We start from the raw sequence: 13,023 nt of genomic DNA, 5'->3' as shown, positions 1-13,023 counted from the left end.
AGACGACGAGTATTATGATGGATGGATGGCAACGCGCATTTGTCCTACATAGTCGCCCCTGGAGCGAAACCAGTTTAGTGCTGGACGTTTTCACGGAAGAGTCGGGTGGCTAAAGGCGCACGTTCCAAACGCTCCAATCTGAAAGGCGCACTCCAGCCTTTTACCCCATTATTACTTCGCTTTGGTGGACGTGGTGAGGTCAAAACCCTACGTAGCGCTGAAGCCGTCTCTCTGGCACTCCCGCTTAGCGGAATCACGCTGTACAGCGGTCTGTATATCAACGAACTCATTTCTCGCGTGCTTGAGTACGAGACCCGCTTTTCTGAACTCTTTTTCGATTACCTGAACTGTATCCAGGCGTTGGCAGGCACATCCGGTTCACCAGAGCCCGCCCTGCGTCGCTTTGAGCTGGCGTTGCTCGGTCATCTGGGCTACGGCGTGGATTTCGCCCACTGTGCGGGCAGCGGTGAGCCGGTGGACGACACCATGACCTATCGCTATCGGGAAGAAAAAGGGTTTATCGCCAGCATCGTTATTGATAACAACACCTTTACCGGACGCCATCTCAAAGCACTTGCATCGCGTGAATTTCCGGATGCCGATACGTTACGTGCCGCGAAACGCTTTACCCGCATGGCGTTAAAGCCGTATCTTGGTGGTAAGCCGTTAAAAAGCCGGGAACTGTTCCGGCAATTTTTGCCAAAACGCGCAGTAAAAACAAATAATGATTAACGAGGATTGTCATGGCCGAATTACTGTTAGGCGTCAACATTGACCACATTGCCACTTTACGTAACGCACGCGGCACCGCATACCCGGACCCGGTTCAGGCGGCATTTATCGTTGAGCAAGCGGGGGCGGATGGGATCACCGTTCATCTGCGTGAAGACCGTCGTCATATTACTGACAGAGACGTGCGAATTCTGCGTCAAACGCTGGATACACGTATGAATCTGGAAATGGCGGTGACGGAAGAGATGCTGGCCATCGCGGTTGAAACCAAGCCGCATTTCTGCTGCCTGGTGCCGGAAAAACGTCAGGAAGTCACCACTGAAGGCGGCTTGGATGTGGCGGGTCAACGCGACAAAATGCGTGATGCCTGCAAGCGTCTGGCGGATGCGGGGATCCTGGTCTCGCTGTTTATCGATGCCGATGAAGAACAAATTAAAGCGGCTGCTGATGTTGGCGCGCCGTATATTGAAATTCACACCGGCTGCTATGCTGATGCGAAAACCGATGCTGAACAGGCCAGCGAACTGGCACGTATCGCCAAAGCTGCGACCTTTGCTGCCAGCCTGGGTCTGAAGGTGAACGCCGGTCACGGCCTGACTTACCATAACGTCAAAGCTATTGCGCGGATCCCGGAAATGCACGAGCTGAACATTGGTCATGCGATCATCGGACGTGCGGTGATGAGCGGTCTGAAAGACGCCGTAGTGGAAATGAAACGTCTAATGCTGGAAGCGCGTGGCTAATGGCGATTCTGGGATTAGGCACGGACATCGTGGAGATTGCGCGCATTGAAGCGGTGATCTCCCGTTCCGGCGATCGGCTGGCCAGACGCGTCCTCAGCGACAACGAATGGACCATTTGGGAAACGCATCAGCAGCCGGTGCGTTTTCTGGCGAAGCGTTTTGCGGTAAAAGAGGCGGCGGCAAAAGCCTTTGGCACCGGCATTCGTAACGGGCTGGCATTTAATCAGTTCGAAGTGTTCAACGATGAACTCGGCAAGCCGCGTTTGCGGTTATGGGGAGAGGCGTTAAAACTGGCGGAGAAGCTCGGTGTTATGCATATGCACGTGACGCTGGCCGATGAACGTCACTATGCCTGCGCCACGGTCATTATTGAGAGTTAAAGCTTGTCTGCGTGATGCATTAACACAAACTTATCCCACAGCTGTTCATCTGTTTCGATATGTGCCGGATCTTTCAAAATAGTATTGGGGATCGGGCACACCTTTTGACAGGTTGGCGTGTCGTAATGACCTACGCATTCCGTACACTTGTCGCTGTTAATCTCGTAAATGCTGTCACCCATTGAAATGGCCTCATTCGGGCATTCGGGTTCGCACATATCGCAATTGATACAGCGTTTAGTAATTAGTAATGACATTTCAATGAATTACCGTTAAATCATTTTAAAATCAGTAAGTTAAAAAGTTTCTCTATCACTCTCTATTATTTACTTACTGTATGTTGATACAGTGTATTTAACCCTGATAAACTCAGTCCAGTAACACAAAGCCGCAACACATTGCATTTTGTCCCGCTGAAAAGACCTGCATGTGTGAGCTTGTTTTCTGTGCCTTCGCAGATAAGGATTGAGAATGCCGCGCACTGTAACACATAAACCGGATAGCCCCAATAATGACGATGTTTTAGCCTCGTCTGAAAAGTGGGATGCCTGTAAACCCCCCTATACCAGCTCACACATGAAAATCTGTGTTGCTGCCGCCAAAATTATCCTCTCAGCCTCCGGCGTCGCCCGCCGTTCCAAATACGAAAAAGAAAATTATCTCCGCATTGATTTTAGTAAAGCAGGTAAGGTGACATTTTACGCTGAGTTCCCTAAAAAGATGGGGCTGAAAGGTAAAAAACTTGGCGAATGGCCGGAACTCGCAATTCAAATAGCCAGAGAGAAAGCATCAGAAATGGCAGAGGGTGGGTTACGTGCTGAATCTGTCCACGCAGCTTTGGAAATGTACCGTGAAGACCTTAAAGCAAAAGTAGACAGGCAGAAGTTGAGTCCTGATAGCTTCACTACCTATGGGGTACGTATCGACAGAATCAAAGCAACGTTCGGAGAGCGTGAAGTATTCAGTGATGTGACTTACAGTCGGCTGGTGGATGTTCTGGATGAGTGGATCGCAACACGTTCCAATAATAACGCGTTAGAGTTATTTGGTGAGCTTCGTCGGTTCTGGAAATTTTGTGCTCCTACACTTTGCAATGGGCGTAACATTGCCGCCAGTTTGCCAGATGATTATGTTTCTTCTCGTGTGCAGAAACCAACCCCAACGCGACTATTTACGGATATTGAATCAATCGCCCGCCTTTGGCTCAATGTGGCTGCCTGCACCTCTATACACCAGAAAAATGCCGTTAGATTCATGATTATTACTGGCGTTCGCCCGATAAACATTAATAACTTGCGCTGGGATTACGTCAACGAGGATGCAGATGAAATCGTTTATCCAGAAGGCGTGATCGGTATGCGCGGGGCGATGAAAACACAAAAGGCTTTCCGCCTGCCGATAACGCCAGAGATCAGGAGGATTATCGACGAGCAGAAAGCCTGGCGCGATTCAGTTCCTGAGTGCAATAAAGATTATGTGTTCTTGCAGCCGCGCGACCCTATGCAGGCATTTTCAAAACGATCTCTGGATAAACTGGTTAAAACATACAGCCCGGAAGGGGCGGTAAAAGGGATGAAGCACGACGGGACAATTAAAGGGAAGGAGGGGGCGTTTAATACGATGTGCCGTAAATTCCTTAAGAGCAATGTTATTGCCCTGATGAAGGAAAGAGGCTACTCCCGATCAGATAGAAGGGAAGTAAGCCTCCTGTGCCTTCACCATTCCAGCAAGTCAGATGACCCGATGGCAGAACACTACGACTTTTCAGATGAGATTTTGCAGGAAGAGATTGCGTTAAAGCGCGAGGCATTTGAGGCTCACGAGCGGAGCATACTCGCGCAGGTTGCACTGCTAAGACGACGGGGTTAATACTGGCTCCGGCATTTCTGGATAAAAGCCTCTACATTACGGCGCTCATAGCGAACGACTTTAGCGCTGAATTTTACAGGGGCTAATGTAGAACGGTGCCGGTGTTCTGTATTCCATTTACATAATGTTTTTTGCGTAATCCCTAATTTCTGGCATACCTCGTCCGGAGTGAGGAGATCATCAGGTTGTTCAGTCATGTTATTCCTCACTGTTATCGATGGTGATGATGAGCCGCTTCCAGATAGCTGAGACATACTTAGCCTGATGTTTTGCATCGGCTAGGGCATTATGCATGTCACCTTCAAACGGTATGTCCCGGCGTGGGTTGATTCCTATTTTCCTTCCTAATTCGACGATAGTTCGGACATCACGATCATTCCAGAATTTCCACATGCAGGGGATTAATTCACGGTCATAGCTGGAGCGGAGGATTACATTATCAAAGGTAGCGCCATTACCCCAGACCTGAACTTTATCAATGTCAGAGTTATCAAGAATAAAGGTATTCAGCTTTATCAGGGCGGCTGAAATCGTTGTCGCATCCTCATCGCAAATAGCCATTCGAGCTCCTTCGCTTTGCCGCATCCACCAAATTATTGTTTCAGGGTCAGGAACGGCACCTCCAGCAATCGCGCTTTTCAGGCTAACAACCCGGTAAAATTCAGGGCCCAGTTCACCAGTTGAAGGATCAAAAAACACAGCACCGATAGAGACGATGGGGGCATTTGGTTTATTCCCCATAGTTTCAAGGTCGATCATTAAATTGTTCACGTTAAATATTCTCCTGTTTTGGTGCTGCTTTAATCATTGCTGCCCAGCACAACTCAGCCCGGCGCGCTGCCTGTCGGCATCCACTCAATGCTTCGTATTCCTCCCACTCTTTTTCATCGCTGAAGTGCGGATCTGGAACCGATTCGAAGCCGTTAATAATCATGTCCTCGGTCGGAACAATCGGCACAATCACGTAGCCTGGAGGCGCAAGGTACCGAACCTCCTCCGTTCTGTCAGGGCCGGCTGCTAGGTCAATGCCAATTACCGGAGAGTTGCCAGCCTGAAGCAAGGTGGCGCGATGGTTTTCAAGACTAACGAACTCTTCGACCTTAAACCCAGCACCGATGGCATCAATAGCTTCTCCCGCTTCAAGGGTATATTTGTATGGCCTTCCATCTTCGTACGTAATTAAGTACAAGTCGGATACTGGTTTAATAGTCATGATTTATCTGCATTTATCATGGCGGCGCGGCAACGATTCCAGCCCTCTGCCATCCATTTTCTGTGGGTATCAAGTGCAGAGTCATTAACGTCAATTTCATCCGGCACTGCTGGCGCTGGCGTGCCAAGCATCGCTTTAAACTCAGAAATCCCAGCATCATGCTCCACTCTCTGTTCTGGTGTCATAGCTTCAAGTTCGGCGTAATAGTCAGCACGTCGACGCAATGCTCCAAGAACTAAACTAGTAGGCACTCCTTTGCCGAATTTAAGACCCGGCTCAAGATGAACAGGGCATGGCAATTTTTCAGGTATATTCAGGACTTCATCAATCACCTTCACAGCATCAGCCATTGCGTAGCCGAGATTACCGCCGTCGCTTTGTGCTGCTGCTTTACTTAGTATTTCGCGTATCTGGTGCAGGCGAGCGAGTGATACAGGACCGTGCGCCGGGTGGTTGTTAGTTGTCATGGGTTAGTCCTCATCATCTGGCATTACCAGCGCGATATCATCAGGTACGGAAATCGTCAGCAGTGTGCTGTAGCCACGCTCATGAACACTGTACGAGGCAGGCCATGTTGGCAGCGGTACGTCTTCGGCAATTTGGCTGATACCTACGCTCCACAGCCCCGAATCAAGGTAATACCCGACTACCTGCATTTCACCTTCTGCAGATTTCAGGTGATATATGCCCGGTTTGTTAAAGCAGCCAATTTCCTCGCGAATGGCACCTTCGCATTCGAAAAGGTCATCACTTGCGCCATAAAATCTCAGCTCTTTCATATCTCATTCCCCCTTCACGCCAATGCCAGCGGCGGTAAGCGCTTTGTTGTAGTTGTTCTGGCAGTCGATATAACCTTTCGCGTAATCCTCAGAACCGCCATAGTGGACAATCTGGAAGTCATCGAATTGCTTTACTACAACCGTCCGCGCCTCCAGTTCTGCTATCCGACGACTTCCATCAGCAATAACGCCTTCGTAATACTCACGTTGTTCTGCTATGCGCTTCTCTGCGGCTTCCAGCTCATCCAGCAGCGCCAGCACAGCTTCCGGGCTTGCTTCATCCTGCCAGGCGTCAGAGGTATCACTGACAGAGCGGAGCATTATTTCTTCCTGCGCCGCTTCACGCAGCGCCTGTTTGTTGAGTGCTGTCATTGGGCTGCTCCTTCCAGTGAATCAGGCAATTTGGTGTAATGCGTTACGCCGCGCAGAGAGTTAATCGACCGAGAATGGTCTGCCAGCCATATTTTATGGATATTGGTGTTACTACCGGCGCAGAAGTTGTATTCCATCCACTCAGCAGAGCAGTATTGCGGTCCCACATCAGTTTCGTAACGAACCCAATAACGCCCAAATTCTTCTGGCTCGCTACCTTCAATCCAGACTTGCGCCCGCACTTCAGCCAGGAAAGCGTCGGTGGCCGGCATAAATAATGCTGATTTAGCATCAAACATTAGTGATTTAGCTGGATTGATTGACTTCTCCTCTGGAGAAATACCGCTCATTGCAAATTGGTTAACCATGCGCTCAACCACTTCACGCAATGCTGCATTATCGACCGCCAGTGCCTCGCTATGCGTCAGCTGCTTTTCATTCTCCGCCGCCAGTTCCCTGCACTTGCTCTCGGCGTTAGCGAGCTGTACTGCCATGTCTGTGAGTTTTGCCCGTAATCCATCCTCACAATTATGTGAACCGCTCATACCGCGCCGCCATGAAAAACCGCAGTCGCAATAAAAAACATTATTTTTTTCGGTAATCATGATGTTTCTCCATGACGCAGAGCGGCGATAGCTTTGTGCTCGTCGATAATTTCCACGACTTCTGCATGTACCAATCCTTCGAGAGCGATAACACCTGTGTCGCTTATACCCACCACGCTGATCAGCTCTACAAGGCGACGCGCTTTCTTAATGCTAATTTCGGGCGCTATAACGCTTCGGGTGACTTTTTTCTTGCCTTTGGCAGCAGCAGAAGCTTTATCCTTCTGGAGAACCTCCCCGGCCTTTTCGCCGAACTCTTTTACGCGGTCAACTGCCACATCTACGGACACGGCCCCGGATTTAACTTCATTCTGAACGTCGTGGTTAGCAGTGCTTAGAAGCAGAAGTTTTTCAACAGTCGGCACAGATTTGTTAACCAGCTTTGCAATCTCGCTGGTGGTCTGGTTGAAAGCGTTATGAAGCTCCTGAATAACGGCGGCCTGTTCAATATCGGAAAGGGGGAGTTGGTTATTACTGGTCATGATGCGAGCCAGACGCTGCACATCGTTGCCGTTAAACGGCATGATATGAATGCGGTCTACTGGCTTACCAGCTTCAGCACAACGAGCGTAGCAACGACGGCGGCGATGTCCTTCAACAACCCACACACCACCTTCATCACGTGCGATAACCTCCAGCGGAGGAACGGTTCCACCGTTCATCAGATAGTTAAACAGGTCATCATCTGCCTGGCGGGTGCGTTCGTCATCTTCACGCTTGTTGAAACCTTCACGCACGTGAATATGTTCAAGGCTAATAAACATCCCGGTATCGGTGCGCTTGATGGTCCCATCACGTGACATTTGTTTGAATGAGTTAGCGGCCATCACTTAGCCCCTTCATTCATCACAACATTAGTTACCGGAGTTAAATCACGCAGTTCGCGCTGAGCTTCCAGAAGGTGCATGTTGCTGCGTGTTTTTGTGTGTCTTTCAACGATGCGATCGCATTCTTTTGCCCAGCAGATAACGTCATCGCGTAATTCGGTGTTCTCAATAGCCAGCGACTTACGCTGTTCCATTGACTCGCACAGCGCAACGCTGACGATATCAAGGCGGTTAGCCAGTTCGGTCATGATCCCGCGGTAAGCAACCGGAAGGAGAGGGGCAGCTTTACGGGCTGCATCGATCAACTGCTCTCGTGTCATGCGTGGTTGTAACTCAGTGACGTTCTGTGTGGTCGTCATGGTTAGTTTCTCCGTGTTATATGCGCCCTGCACGGCGCTGAATTTTGGTTGCACGAATCCCGGCACTATGAATGCTGCCTAATTCGTCGAATTAATAATTAGTTAAAAATATTCCCTGTTATCCGATCGAACTCGTTCGAGAATAATCTTTGCCTCTTCGAATGATGGTGCCAGTAAAGCCTGTTCAACTGCTCTGGCGAAGCAGGTAGCATCACATTCGTAACTATCAGATTTCGATTCCCATTCGGAAGCATCTTCTTCGGCGTCTGAAATACGATCTTCATATTCAGATTCCAGTTCACTCCTTACTTCGGCGCGAAGACGCTCGCGAATGATGTCTGATGCTTCGTCCAGTGGGAGAATAATCAGTAAATTTTCGGGCTGGTAAGTACCGTACTTAACCGCCAGATCATTCGCAGACATACAACCTCCAGAAAAAGTGCCCGCCGCGAAGCGGGCTAAGAATATTTCTCCAATTCAACCAGAACAGTCTCAACGTCTCCTGTAAGGTTGAGATGGCGTTATTACCATCACCAAGCACCCAGTGGATGCTTGAGGCTGATCGCCATAACCGGTACTGCAATGCCGGTGCTTAGTTCTCCACTCAATTGAAAGCGCGTTCCGCTGGTTTTGGATTTAACGAACTGGCACTTAATGACAAGGGACAGAACGCGCTTTCAGTTGAGTAAAAAGGGCGGTACCAGAGACTTCAAAGGTTGGTACTGGTACCGCCAAGACTCCACACAGCTTTCTTACTTCCTGGTACCACGCTGGCTACGTGACTCTGGTGCAGCATGCAGGGTTCGAACCTGCGACCCACGGCTTAGAAGGCCGTTGCTCTATCCATCTGAGCTAATGCCACAACGAAAAGAGCACTACCGCGTTTCTGCCGTTCCATCCTGGCTTTTGGTACTGCTACGGCTGCGAGATATTTTTTGCATGCCAGCGCTCTTTTCGTTGTGTACCGGGATTCCACCGGTTCCCATCTGTTTTTTAAGCCACTCAGATATCGTCTGGGCTGCGCCGTCTACTTCCGGCTGTCACTGCCGTCGAGCGTGCTGGCATCTCACTGACCTGATAACTCCCAGGATCAACTGGAGTGGTTGTTATCGCGACCAAAGCGCCACTGTCCAGGACATTTATAAGGACCGTCTCCAAGTGGTAACTCTTCCAATCACGGTAAGAACCCTGCGAGATGCTTACCGTGATTGGCTGTTTGCTGTTGGTGAATAGAATATAGCTACTTTAAGTAGATAAATGCAACAACAAAAAGTAGAAAATTATCTTTTAGATTGTTTTTTTATAGTGCATCAGATTTTATAGGCGAAAAAAAACCGGCTTTCGCCGGTTCTTTATGGATGAATGATTATCCAAACTCTATCATTTTCAGAGGCAAGCATCTGATAAGTTTGCCGAAGATGTAAACCTCATTCATTTCGTGTTCTTCTATGAAGAAGGGAGGATAGTGTTCATTGTCTGATAGGACAGCCAGACGACGACCTTTAACTTTTTGTAGTCTTTTTACAAAGGTACTGTCCTCGAAGTTGAACACGTAAACACCATCTCCACTGAATTGCTCAACTTTACTATCAATGAAGAGCAGATCCTTAGGGCACAACGTAGGCATCATACTGTCGCCATCTACGTTGATCATCACGATACCATCTAAGCTTCTCCGGCCAAACAATTCGAAAATCCTTTCTTCTGGTATTTCTATCGAGCTGACAATCGTTGGAAACGGTTGATTGATATATCCCGAACCGGCTGACGCATGTACATCCAATTGCTGAATTCTAACCGTCCCGGTAGCGGGCGCATCACCACCATTAACAGGTACCCCGTAATCAAGATAAGCAGGGGATACGGCAAGCCTGTCTGCAATTCGAATCATCTTTTCATCTCGTGGTTTTGCAGTACCAAGAGTATAGCGTCGCGCCATCTCATATGAGACACCACTGAACTCTGACAATTCTTTAACTCCAATTGATTGCTCTTGGAGAGACTTGTTTAGCCTGTCGGCAAAGTCTTTGTATTTAGCATTTTCCACCATAAGTAGAAGATTAAGCGCACAAGGCATAGTTGTCATTTCTATTTTAAGTTGCTAATAATTGCTACTATAAGTAGTATTGATGCAAGCTTAGTCACAGGAGAGAACATGTCAGATCAACACAAAAATGCCACCGCTAAAGCTGTTAAAGCGGTTGGCTCAATTTCTGAAGTGTCAAGAAAATTCGAATTTCAGTCAGTTCAATCAGTTGCGAACTGGATTTCGAAAAACAGAGTCCCTTCAGAAAGGGTAATTCAGTTATGTCAGTGGGGTGGATGGACTGTAACGCCACATGAATTACGACCAGATATTTACCCAAATAAACATGATGGATTACCGGTACAGCCCAACAGTACGCAACTTTTAGTTGATTGATAACTACCAAAGGAAAAACAAGATGGTAGAGCAAACCCTGAAAGAAGTGGTGAAAGCGATGTGTAAAGCGTACCCCGGAGGCCGTCAGGCTATGGCTGGTGCGTTAGGTATGTCAGAAACCCAGTTCAACAACAACCTGTACGAGAAAAACGGATGCCGGTTCTTTGAAGTAACTGAGCTGGAAGCGATGGAGGACATTTCCAACACGTCATTCGTTGCCGACTACTTTGCCAAGCGTCGCGGCGCACTGCTGGTGGATGTACCAAGCCTGGAAGATCTGGACCGTGTTGACTTGTTCAGCCGTGCAATGCGCACAGCAGCTGCAAGAGGTCAGGTTGATCAGATTATCCAGAAGGCGCTTGAGGATGGAGTGATTGAAAAGCATGAAGCTGAAGAGATTCAGGAACATCACCGCCGTCATCTGGCAGCGCGTGAAGAAGAAATCCGCGCGATTGTGGCCTTATTCAGCCGCCGTCAAAAGAAGTGACGCCAGCGAGTGTGCAGCTCCTGGCGTCGTGGCGTGTCGTATTCAGTGGAGAAACTAACGCATGAACAGTGTAACAACACAGTACCGCAGGTCGCAACTTATTGCTCGACCTATGCCGGGTGGAAAAGGTCCGGTGCAGTTCGTGTATGGGGTAATGGTATCCGGATGCTTTGAGCCTGTCTGCTACCAGTTTGCTGATTGGGTTGTAGGTGATTTCAACGGCCAGGCGGAGAAGGTCGAATGCGGGCACTCAACAGATGGTTTAAAGACAGTTACGGCGTCCCTGTCAGGGTTATCCGGTGGGAACCAGAAACTCAACGGGTTATATACCTGCGCGACGGATATGAGCATGAGTGCTTCAGTCCACTCGAGCAGTTCCAGCGCAAATTTACAGAGTTAAAGGGCGATCATGAGCAGAATATTTGACATCGTCCAATCCATGTCGGGTCAGAAGAACGTCATTGTTCTTCCAAGGCCATACTTGCAGTTCTTCAAGGAGGATCAGCAGGCCCATGCGCTCGCTGCTGTTCTTAACAACCTTGTTTTCTGGTCAGCGTTTGGTTCTGAGGACGGCTGGTTCTACAAAACTCACAAAGAGCTTGGCATTGAAGCTGGTGAGTTGACTGAGGATCAAACCGAGCGTCTTGTTAAAAAACTGGTAAGCAAGTATCTCCCTGGAGTTATTGAGACCTGCTCTAAAAAGGTCAATGGAACACCTACCAAGCATTATCGCATTGATGGCGACGCTCTTATTTCAGTTATTTTTCCTGAGAATGCCGATTTCGTGAAAGTGCGGAAAGGAAAACGTAAAGATGCGGAGTCAAAACCGCGAAGTCACGTTTCTAAAACCGCGAATAAAGGGAATCTTGGTGACCGCGAAAGTACGGAATCCTATCTCTATACAGACTTTAATGCAGAGTTAGACATACAGACTATAAAACCTTCTTGTCAGGTTGCGCGGCAACCCGACCGTGATGTGTTGATCACCGATCAGGCGAAAAAGGTTTTGGTTCATCTGAACCAGGTCACCAACTCCCGTTATCAGGTATCGACTACCTCGCTGCAAAACATCCGTGCACGTATCGGTGAAGGGTTCACTGTTGAAGAGTTGTCGCTGGTGGTGGATTACTGCAACGCGAAGTGGGGTGATGACCTGAAGATGTCTGACTACCTGCGACCCCAGACGCTTTTCCAGCCGTCCAAGTTCCCGGGTTATCTGAAGTCAGCGAACAGTTGGTCCAAAGCTGGCAGACCAGCCAGAGTGAATGGTGAGTGGGCCCGTGAGGATGGCATCTTCAAATCCAGTTTCAAAAACACTGATTACGGCTCCACTCCACCAGGGTTCAGGGGGTAACGATGAGCTTACTGAAAACTATCCAGATGTTTGTAGCTCAGAACCCTGGGCTAACCAACAAGCAGATAGCTGCAGCACTGACAGAATACGATATTCAGTCGGTTCAGCGTGCCGTATGCCGACTAGTTGATACAAAGCGTGCAACACGTAAACACGCGGGAAAGTGTTATCGCTATTACGCAGAACCGCCAGCAGATTGCCACTTCGAGGTGTTTGAGCCAACTCCTGAAGTCAGCGCCATGATGGAAACGGCGAAAGGCCTGGAGTCGAAAGGCCTCTTTCACCGTGCCGCGACGATATACATGGAGGCGTTCAGCGTGTCAGCCATTGAATCAGAGCGAGCAGCAATTCTGGCAGAACGTCAGCGCTGTCTTGGCCTGGCTAAGCCAGCAGTTATTGCCGAAGAAGGATGTTATCTGGCTGGTCGATTTTCGGGAGGTTGTTAATGAGTTACTCACTGATTTACGCCGATCCGCCGTGGGAATACGGGAACACCATCAGCAATGGTGCAGCGGAAAAGCATTATGGAACGATGAAACTCATCGACATAAAACGTCTGCCCGTCTGGGAGCTAGCTGCGGAAGATTCCGTTCTGGCCATGTGGTTCACCGGTACACATACACGTGAGGCGATCGAACTTGCTGAAGCATGGGGGTTTAAGGTTCGGACCATGAAGGGATTCACCTGGGTGAAGCTTAACTCACTGGCAGAACAGCATATCAATAAAGCGCTTCAGGCTGGTGGTGTAGAGGACTTTTACGACTTCCTCGACCTGTTGAACGCTCAGACCCGAATGAACGGTGGTAACTATACCCGCGCCAATACCGAGGATCTGTTAATCGCTACCAGAGGTGTCAACAACGGGTAAAAAGTGATCCACT

The 13,023-nt window shown here is 48.9% G+C and carries 19 protein-coding genes, 1 tRNA gene and 2 pseudogenes; 10 read left to right on the top strand and 12 right to left on the bottom strand.

Features of this window, described 5'->3' with window-relative positions; genetic code table 11:
* The first annotated feature begins 17 nt into the window (after window positions 1-17).
* From recO to acpS, 3 genes and pseudogenes are all read left to right on the top strand, one after another.
* A pseudogene (gene recO, locus FDW88_RS01275) lies at window positions 18-732 on the top strand (DNA repair protein RecO).
* 11 nt (window positions 733-743) lie between these two features.
* Window positions 744-1,475, top strand: a complete 732-nt coding sequence (gene pdxJ, locus FDW88_RS01270) for a pyridoxine 5'-phosphate synthase (RefSeq protein ID WP_096756128.1) — start codon at window positions 744-746, stop codon at window positions 1,473-1,475.
* Complete coding sequence (gene acpS / locus FDW88_RS01265; protein ID WP_115257753.1) at window positions 1,475-1,855, top strand: holo-ACP synthase; 381 nt, start codon at window positions 1,475-1,477, stop codon at window positions 1,853-1,855. The genes pdxJ and acpS overlap by 1 nt, the downstream gene beginning before the upstream one ends.
* Here acpS and FDW88_RS01260 read toward each other — a convergent pair.
* Window positions 1,852-2,112: a YfhL family 4Fe-4S dicluster ferredoxin gene (locus FDW88_RS01260; protein WP_137361865.1), complete on the bottom strand. Its 261-nt coding sequence runs from the start codon at window positions 2,110-2,112 to the stop codon at window positions 1,852-1,854. The genes acpS and FDW88_RS01260 overlap by 4 nt on opposite strands.
* A 214-nt stretch (window positions 2,113-2,326) precedes the next feature.
* Between FDW88_RS01260 and FDW88_RS01255 the strand changes: the two genes are divergently transcribed.
* Window positions 2,327-3,724 carry a tyrosine-type recombinase/integrase gene (locus tag FDW88_RS01255; RefSeq protein WP_137361864.1) on the top strand — a complete coding sequence of 466 codons (1,398 nt, stop codon included), beginning with the start codon at window positions 2,327-2,329 and terminating at the stop codon, window positions 3,722-3,724.
* A gap of 198 nt (window positions 3,725-3,922) precedes the next feature.
* Here the strand turns inward: FDW88_RS01255 and FDW88_RS01245 are convergent, their stop codons facing one another.
* From FDW88_RS01245 to FDW88_RS01195, 11 genes are all read right to left on the bottom strand, one after another.
* A complete protein-coding gene (locus FDW88_RS01245) occupies window positions 3,923-4,495 on the bottom strand; it encodes a 3'-5' exonuclease (protein ID WP_116328933.1) in 573 nt (190 codons plus the stop codon).
* Between the two features lies 1 nt (window position 4,496).
* Window positions 4,497-4,937, bottom strand: a complete 441-nt coding sequence (locus tag FDW88_RS22625) for a hypothetical protein (RefSeq protein ID WP_249354866.1) — start codon at window positions 4,935-4,937, stop codon at window positions 4,497-4,499.
* Window positions 4,934-5,404: a hypothetical protein gene (locus tag FDW88_RS01235; protein ID WP_137361863.1), complete on the bottom strand. Its 471-nt coding sequence runs from the start codon at window positions 5,402-5,404 to the stop codon at window positions 4,934-4,936. The genes FDW88_RS22625 and FDW88_RS01235 overlap by 4 nt, the downstream gene beginning before the upstream one ends.
* Window positions 5,405-5,407: 3 nt before the next feature.
* Entirely contained in the window at window positions 5,408-5,716 is a 309-nt protein-coding gene (locus FDW88_RS01230) for a hypothetical protein (RefSeq protein ID WP_137361862.1), read from the bottom strand.
* A 3-nt stretch (window positions 5,717-5,719) separates the two neighbouring features.
* Window positions 5,720-6,037, bottom strand: coding sequence for a hypothetical protein (locus FDW88_RS01225; protein ID WP_371414751.1), 318 nt, complete (start codon window positions 6,035-6,037; stop codon window positions 5,720-5,722).
* A gap of 47 nt (window positions 6,038-6,084) precedes the next feature.
* On the bottom strand, window positions 6,085-6,693 hold the full coding sequence (locus tag FDW88_RS01220; protein WP_137361860.1) for a hypothetical protein: 609 nt from the start codon (window positions 6,691-6,693) through the stop codon (window positions 6,085-6,087).
* On the bottom strand, window positions 6,690-7,520 hold the full coding sequence (locus tag FDW88_RS01215) for a chromosome partitioning protein ParB (protein WP_137361859.1): 831 nt from the start codon (window positions 7,518-7,520) through the stop codon (window positions 6,690-6,692). The genes FDW88_RS01220 and FDW88_RS01215 overlap by 4 nt, the downstream gene beginning before the upstream one ends.
* Window positions 7,520-7,879: a hypothetical protein gene (locus tag FDW88_RS01210; protein ID WP_138957009.1), complete on the bottom strand. Its 360-nt coding sequence runs from the start codon at window positions 7,877-7,879 to the stop codon at window positions 7,520-7,522. The genes FDW88_RS01215 and FDW88_RS01210 overlap by 1 nt, the downstream gene beginning before the upstream one ends.
* A 102-nt stretch (window positions 7,880-7,981) precedes the next feature.
* On the bottom strand, window positions 7,982-8,302 hold the full coding sequence (locus FDW88_RS01205; protein WP_099530449.1) for a hypothetical protein: 321 nt from the start codon (window positions 8,300-8,302) through the stop codon (window positions 7,982-7,984).
* A 362-nt stretch (window positions 8,303-8,664) separates the two neighbouring features.
* Window positions 8,665-8,741 (bottom strand) — tRNA-Arg (locus tag FDW88_RS01200).
* A 504-nt stretch (window positions 8,742-9,245) separates the two neighbouring features.
* Window positions 9,246-9,965, bottom strand: a complete 720-nt coding sequence (locus FDW88_RS01195) for a S24 family peptidase (protein ID WP_048231587.1) — start codon at window positions 9,963-9,965, stop codon at window positions 9,246-9,248.
* Window positions 9,966-10,034: 69 nt separating this feature from the next.
* On the opposite strand from FDW88_RS01195, the gene FDW88_RS01190 reads away from it, so the two are divergent.
* The 6 genes and pseudogenes from FDW88_RS01190 to FDW88_RS01165 form a co-directional block, all read left to right on the top strand.
* On the top strand, window positions 10,035-10,301 hold the full coding sequence (locus FDW88_RS01190; protein WP_137361857.1) for a YdaS family helix-turn-helix protein: 267 nt from the start codon (window positions 10,035-10,037) through the stop codon (window positions 10,299-10,301).
* Between the two features lie 22 nt (window positions 10,302-10,323).
* Window positions 10,324-10,788 carry a YmfL family putative regulatory protein gene (locus FDW88_RS01185; protein ID WP_032207800.1) on the top strand — a complete coding sequence of 155 codons (465 nt, stop codon included), beginning with the start codon at window positions 10,324-10,326 and terminating at the stop codon, window positions 10,786-10,788.
* Between the two features lie 240 nt (window positions 10,789-11,028).
* A complete protein-coding gene (locus tag FDW88_RS01180) occupies window positions 11,029-11,214 on the top strand; it encodes a DUF4222 domain-containing protein (RefSeq protein ID WP_095112425.1) in 186 nt (61 codons plus the stop codon).
* Entirely contained in the window at window positions 11,198-12,142 is a 945-nt protein-coding gene (locus tag FDW88_RS01175; RefSeq protein ID WP_137361856.1) for a conserved phage C-terminal domain-containing protein, read from the top strand. Before FDW88_RS01180 ends, FDW88_RS01175 begins: the two co-directional genes overlap by 17 nt.
* Window positions 12,143-12,144: 2 nt before the next feature.
* Window positions 12,145-12,588: a hypothetical protein gene (locus FDW88_RS01170; protein WP_137361855.1), complete on the top strand. Its 444-nt coding sequence runs from the start codon at window positions 12,145-12,147 to the stop codon at window positions 12,586-12,588.
* Window positions 12,588-12,995 (top strand): annotated as a pseudogene (locus tag FDW88_RS01165) (MT-A70 family methyltransferase); the annotation flags it as partial. The gene FDW88_RS01170 and the pseudogene FDW88_RS01165, both read left to right, overlap by 1 nt.
* Window positions 12,996-13,023 lie beyond the last annotated feature (28 nt).

The organism is Citrobacter sp. wls829 (genome assembly GCF_005280825.1).
GTDB classification, from domain to species: domain Bacteria; phylum Pseudomonadota; class Gammaproteobacteria; order Enterobacterales; family Enterobacteriaceae; genus Citrobacter; species Citrobacter gillenii.
This window is presented reverse-complemented; position numbering and strand designations above follow the sequence as displayed.

What these genes read in the sequence shown, in the direction of transcription:
- FDW88_RS01260 (WP_137361865.1), bottom strand. Translation starts at nt 2,112, where the DNA reads ATGTCATTACTAATTACTAAACGCTGTATCAATTGCGATATGTGCGAA.
- acpS (WP_115257753.1), top strand. Translation starts at nt 1,475, where the DNA reads ATGGCGATTCTGGGATTAGGCACGGACATCGTGGAGATTGCGCGCATT.
- FDW88_RS01170 (WP_137361855.1), top strand. Translation starts at nt 12,145, where the DNA reads ATGAGCTTACTGAAAACTATCCAGATGTTTGTAGCTCAGAACCCTGGG.
- FDW88_RS01215 (WP_137361859.1), bottom strand. Translation starts at nt 7,520, where the DNA reads ATGGCCGCTAACTCATTCAAACAAATGTCACGTGATGGGACCATCAAG.
- FDW88_RS01175 (WP_137361856.1), top strand. Translation starts at nt 11,198, where the DNA reads ATGAGCAGAATATTTGACATCGTCCAATCCATGTCGGGTCAGAAGAAC.
- FDW88_RS01185 (WP_032207800.1), top strand. Translation starts at nt 10,324, where the DNA reads ATGGTAGAGCAAACCCTGAAAGAAGTGGTGAAAGCGATGTGTAAAGCG.
- FDW88_RS01230 (WP_137361862.1), bottom strand. Translation starts at nt 5,716, where the DNA reads ATGAAAGAGCTGAGATTTTATGGCGCAAGTGATGACCTTTTCGAATGC.
- FDW88_RS01205 (WP_099530449.1), bottom strand. Translation starts at nt 8,302, where the DNA reads ATGTCTGCGAATGATCTGGCGGTTAAGTACGGTACTTACCAGCCCGAA.
- FDW88_RS01235 (WP_137361863.1), bottom strand. Translation starts at nt 5,404, where the DNA reads ATGACAACTAACAACCACCCGGCGCACGGTCCTGTATCACTCGCTCGC.
- FDW88_RS01180 (WP_095112425.1), top strand. Translation starts at nt 11,029, where the DNA reads ATGCGGGCACTCAACAGATGGTTTAAAGACAGTTACGGCGTCCCTGTC.
- FDW88_RS01255 (WP_137361864.1), top strand. Translation starts at nt 2,327, where the DNA reads ATGCCGCGCACTGTAACACATAAACCGGATAGCCCCAATAATGACGAT.
- FDW88_RS01225 (WP_371414751.1), bottom strand. Translation starts at nt 6,037, where the DNA reads ATGCTCCGCTCTGTCAGTGATACCTCTGACGCCTGGCAGGATGAAGCA.
- FDW88_RS01210 (WP_138957009.1), bottom strand. Translation starts at nt 7,879, where the DNA reads ATGACGACCACACAGAACGTCACTGAGTTACAACCACGCATGACACGA.
- pdxJ (WP_096756128.1), top strand. Translation starts at nt 744, where the DNA reads ATGGCCGAATTACTGTTAGGCGTCAACATTGACCACATTGCCACTTTA.
- FDW88_RS01190 (WP_137361857.1), top strand. Translation starts at nt 10,035, where the DNA reads ATGTCAGATCAACACAAAAATGCCACCGCTAAAGCTGTTAAAGCGGTT.
- FDW88_RS01220 (WP_137361860.1), bottom strand. Translation starts at nt 6,693, where the DNA reads ATGATTACCGAAAAAAATAATGTTTTTTATTGCGACTGCGGTTTTTCA.
- FDW88_RS01195 (WP_048231587.1), bottom strand. Translation starts at nt 9,965, where the DNA reads ATGACAACTATGCCTTGTGCGCTTAATCTTCTACTTATGGTGGAAAAT.
- FDW88_RS22625 (WP_249354866.1), bottom strand. Translation starts at nt 4,937, where the DNA reads ATGACTATTAAACCAGTATCCGACTTGTACTTAATTACGTACGAAGAT.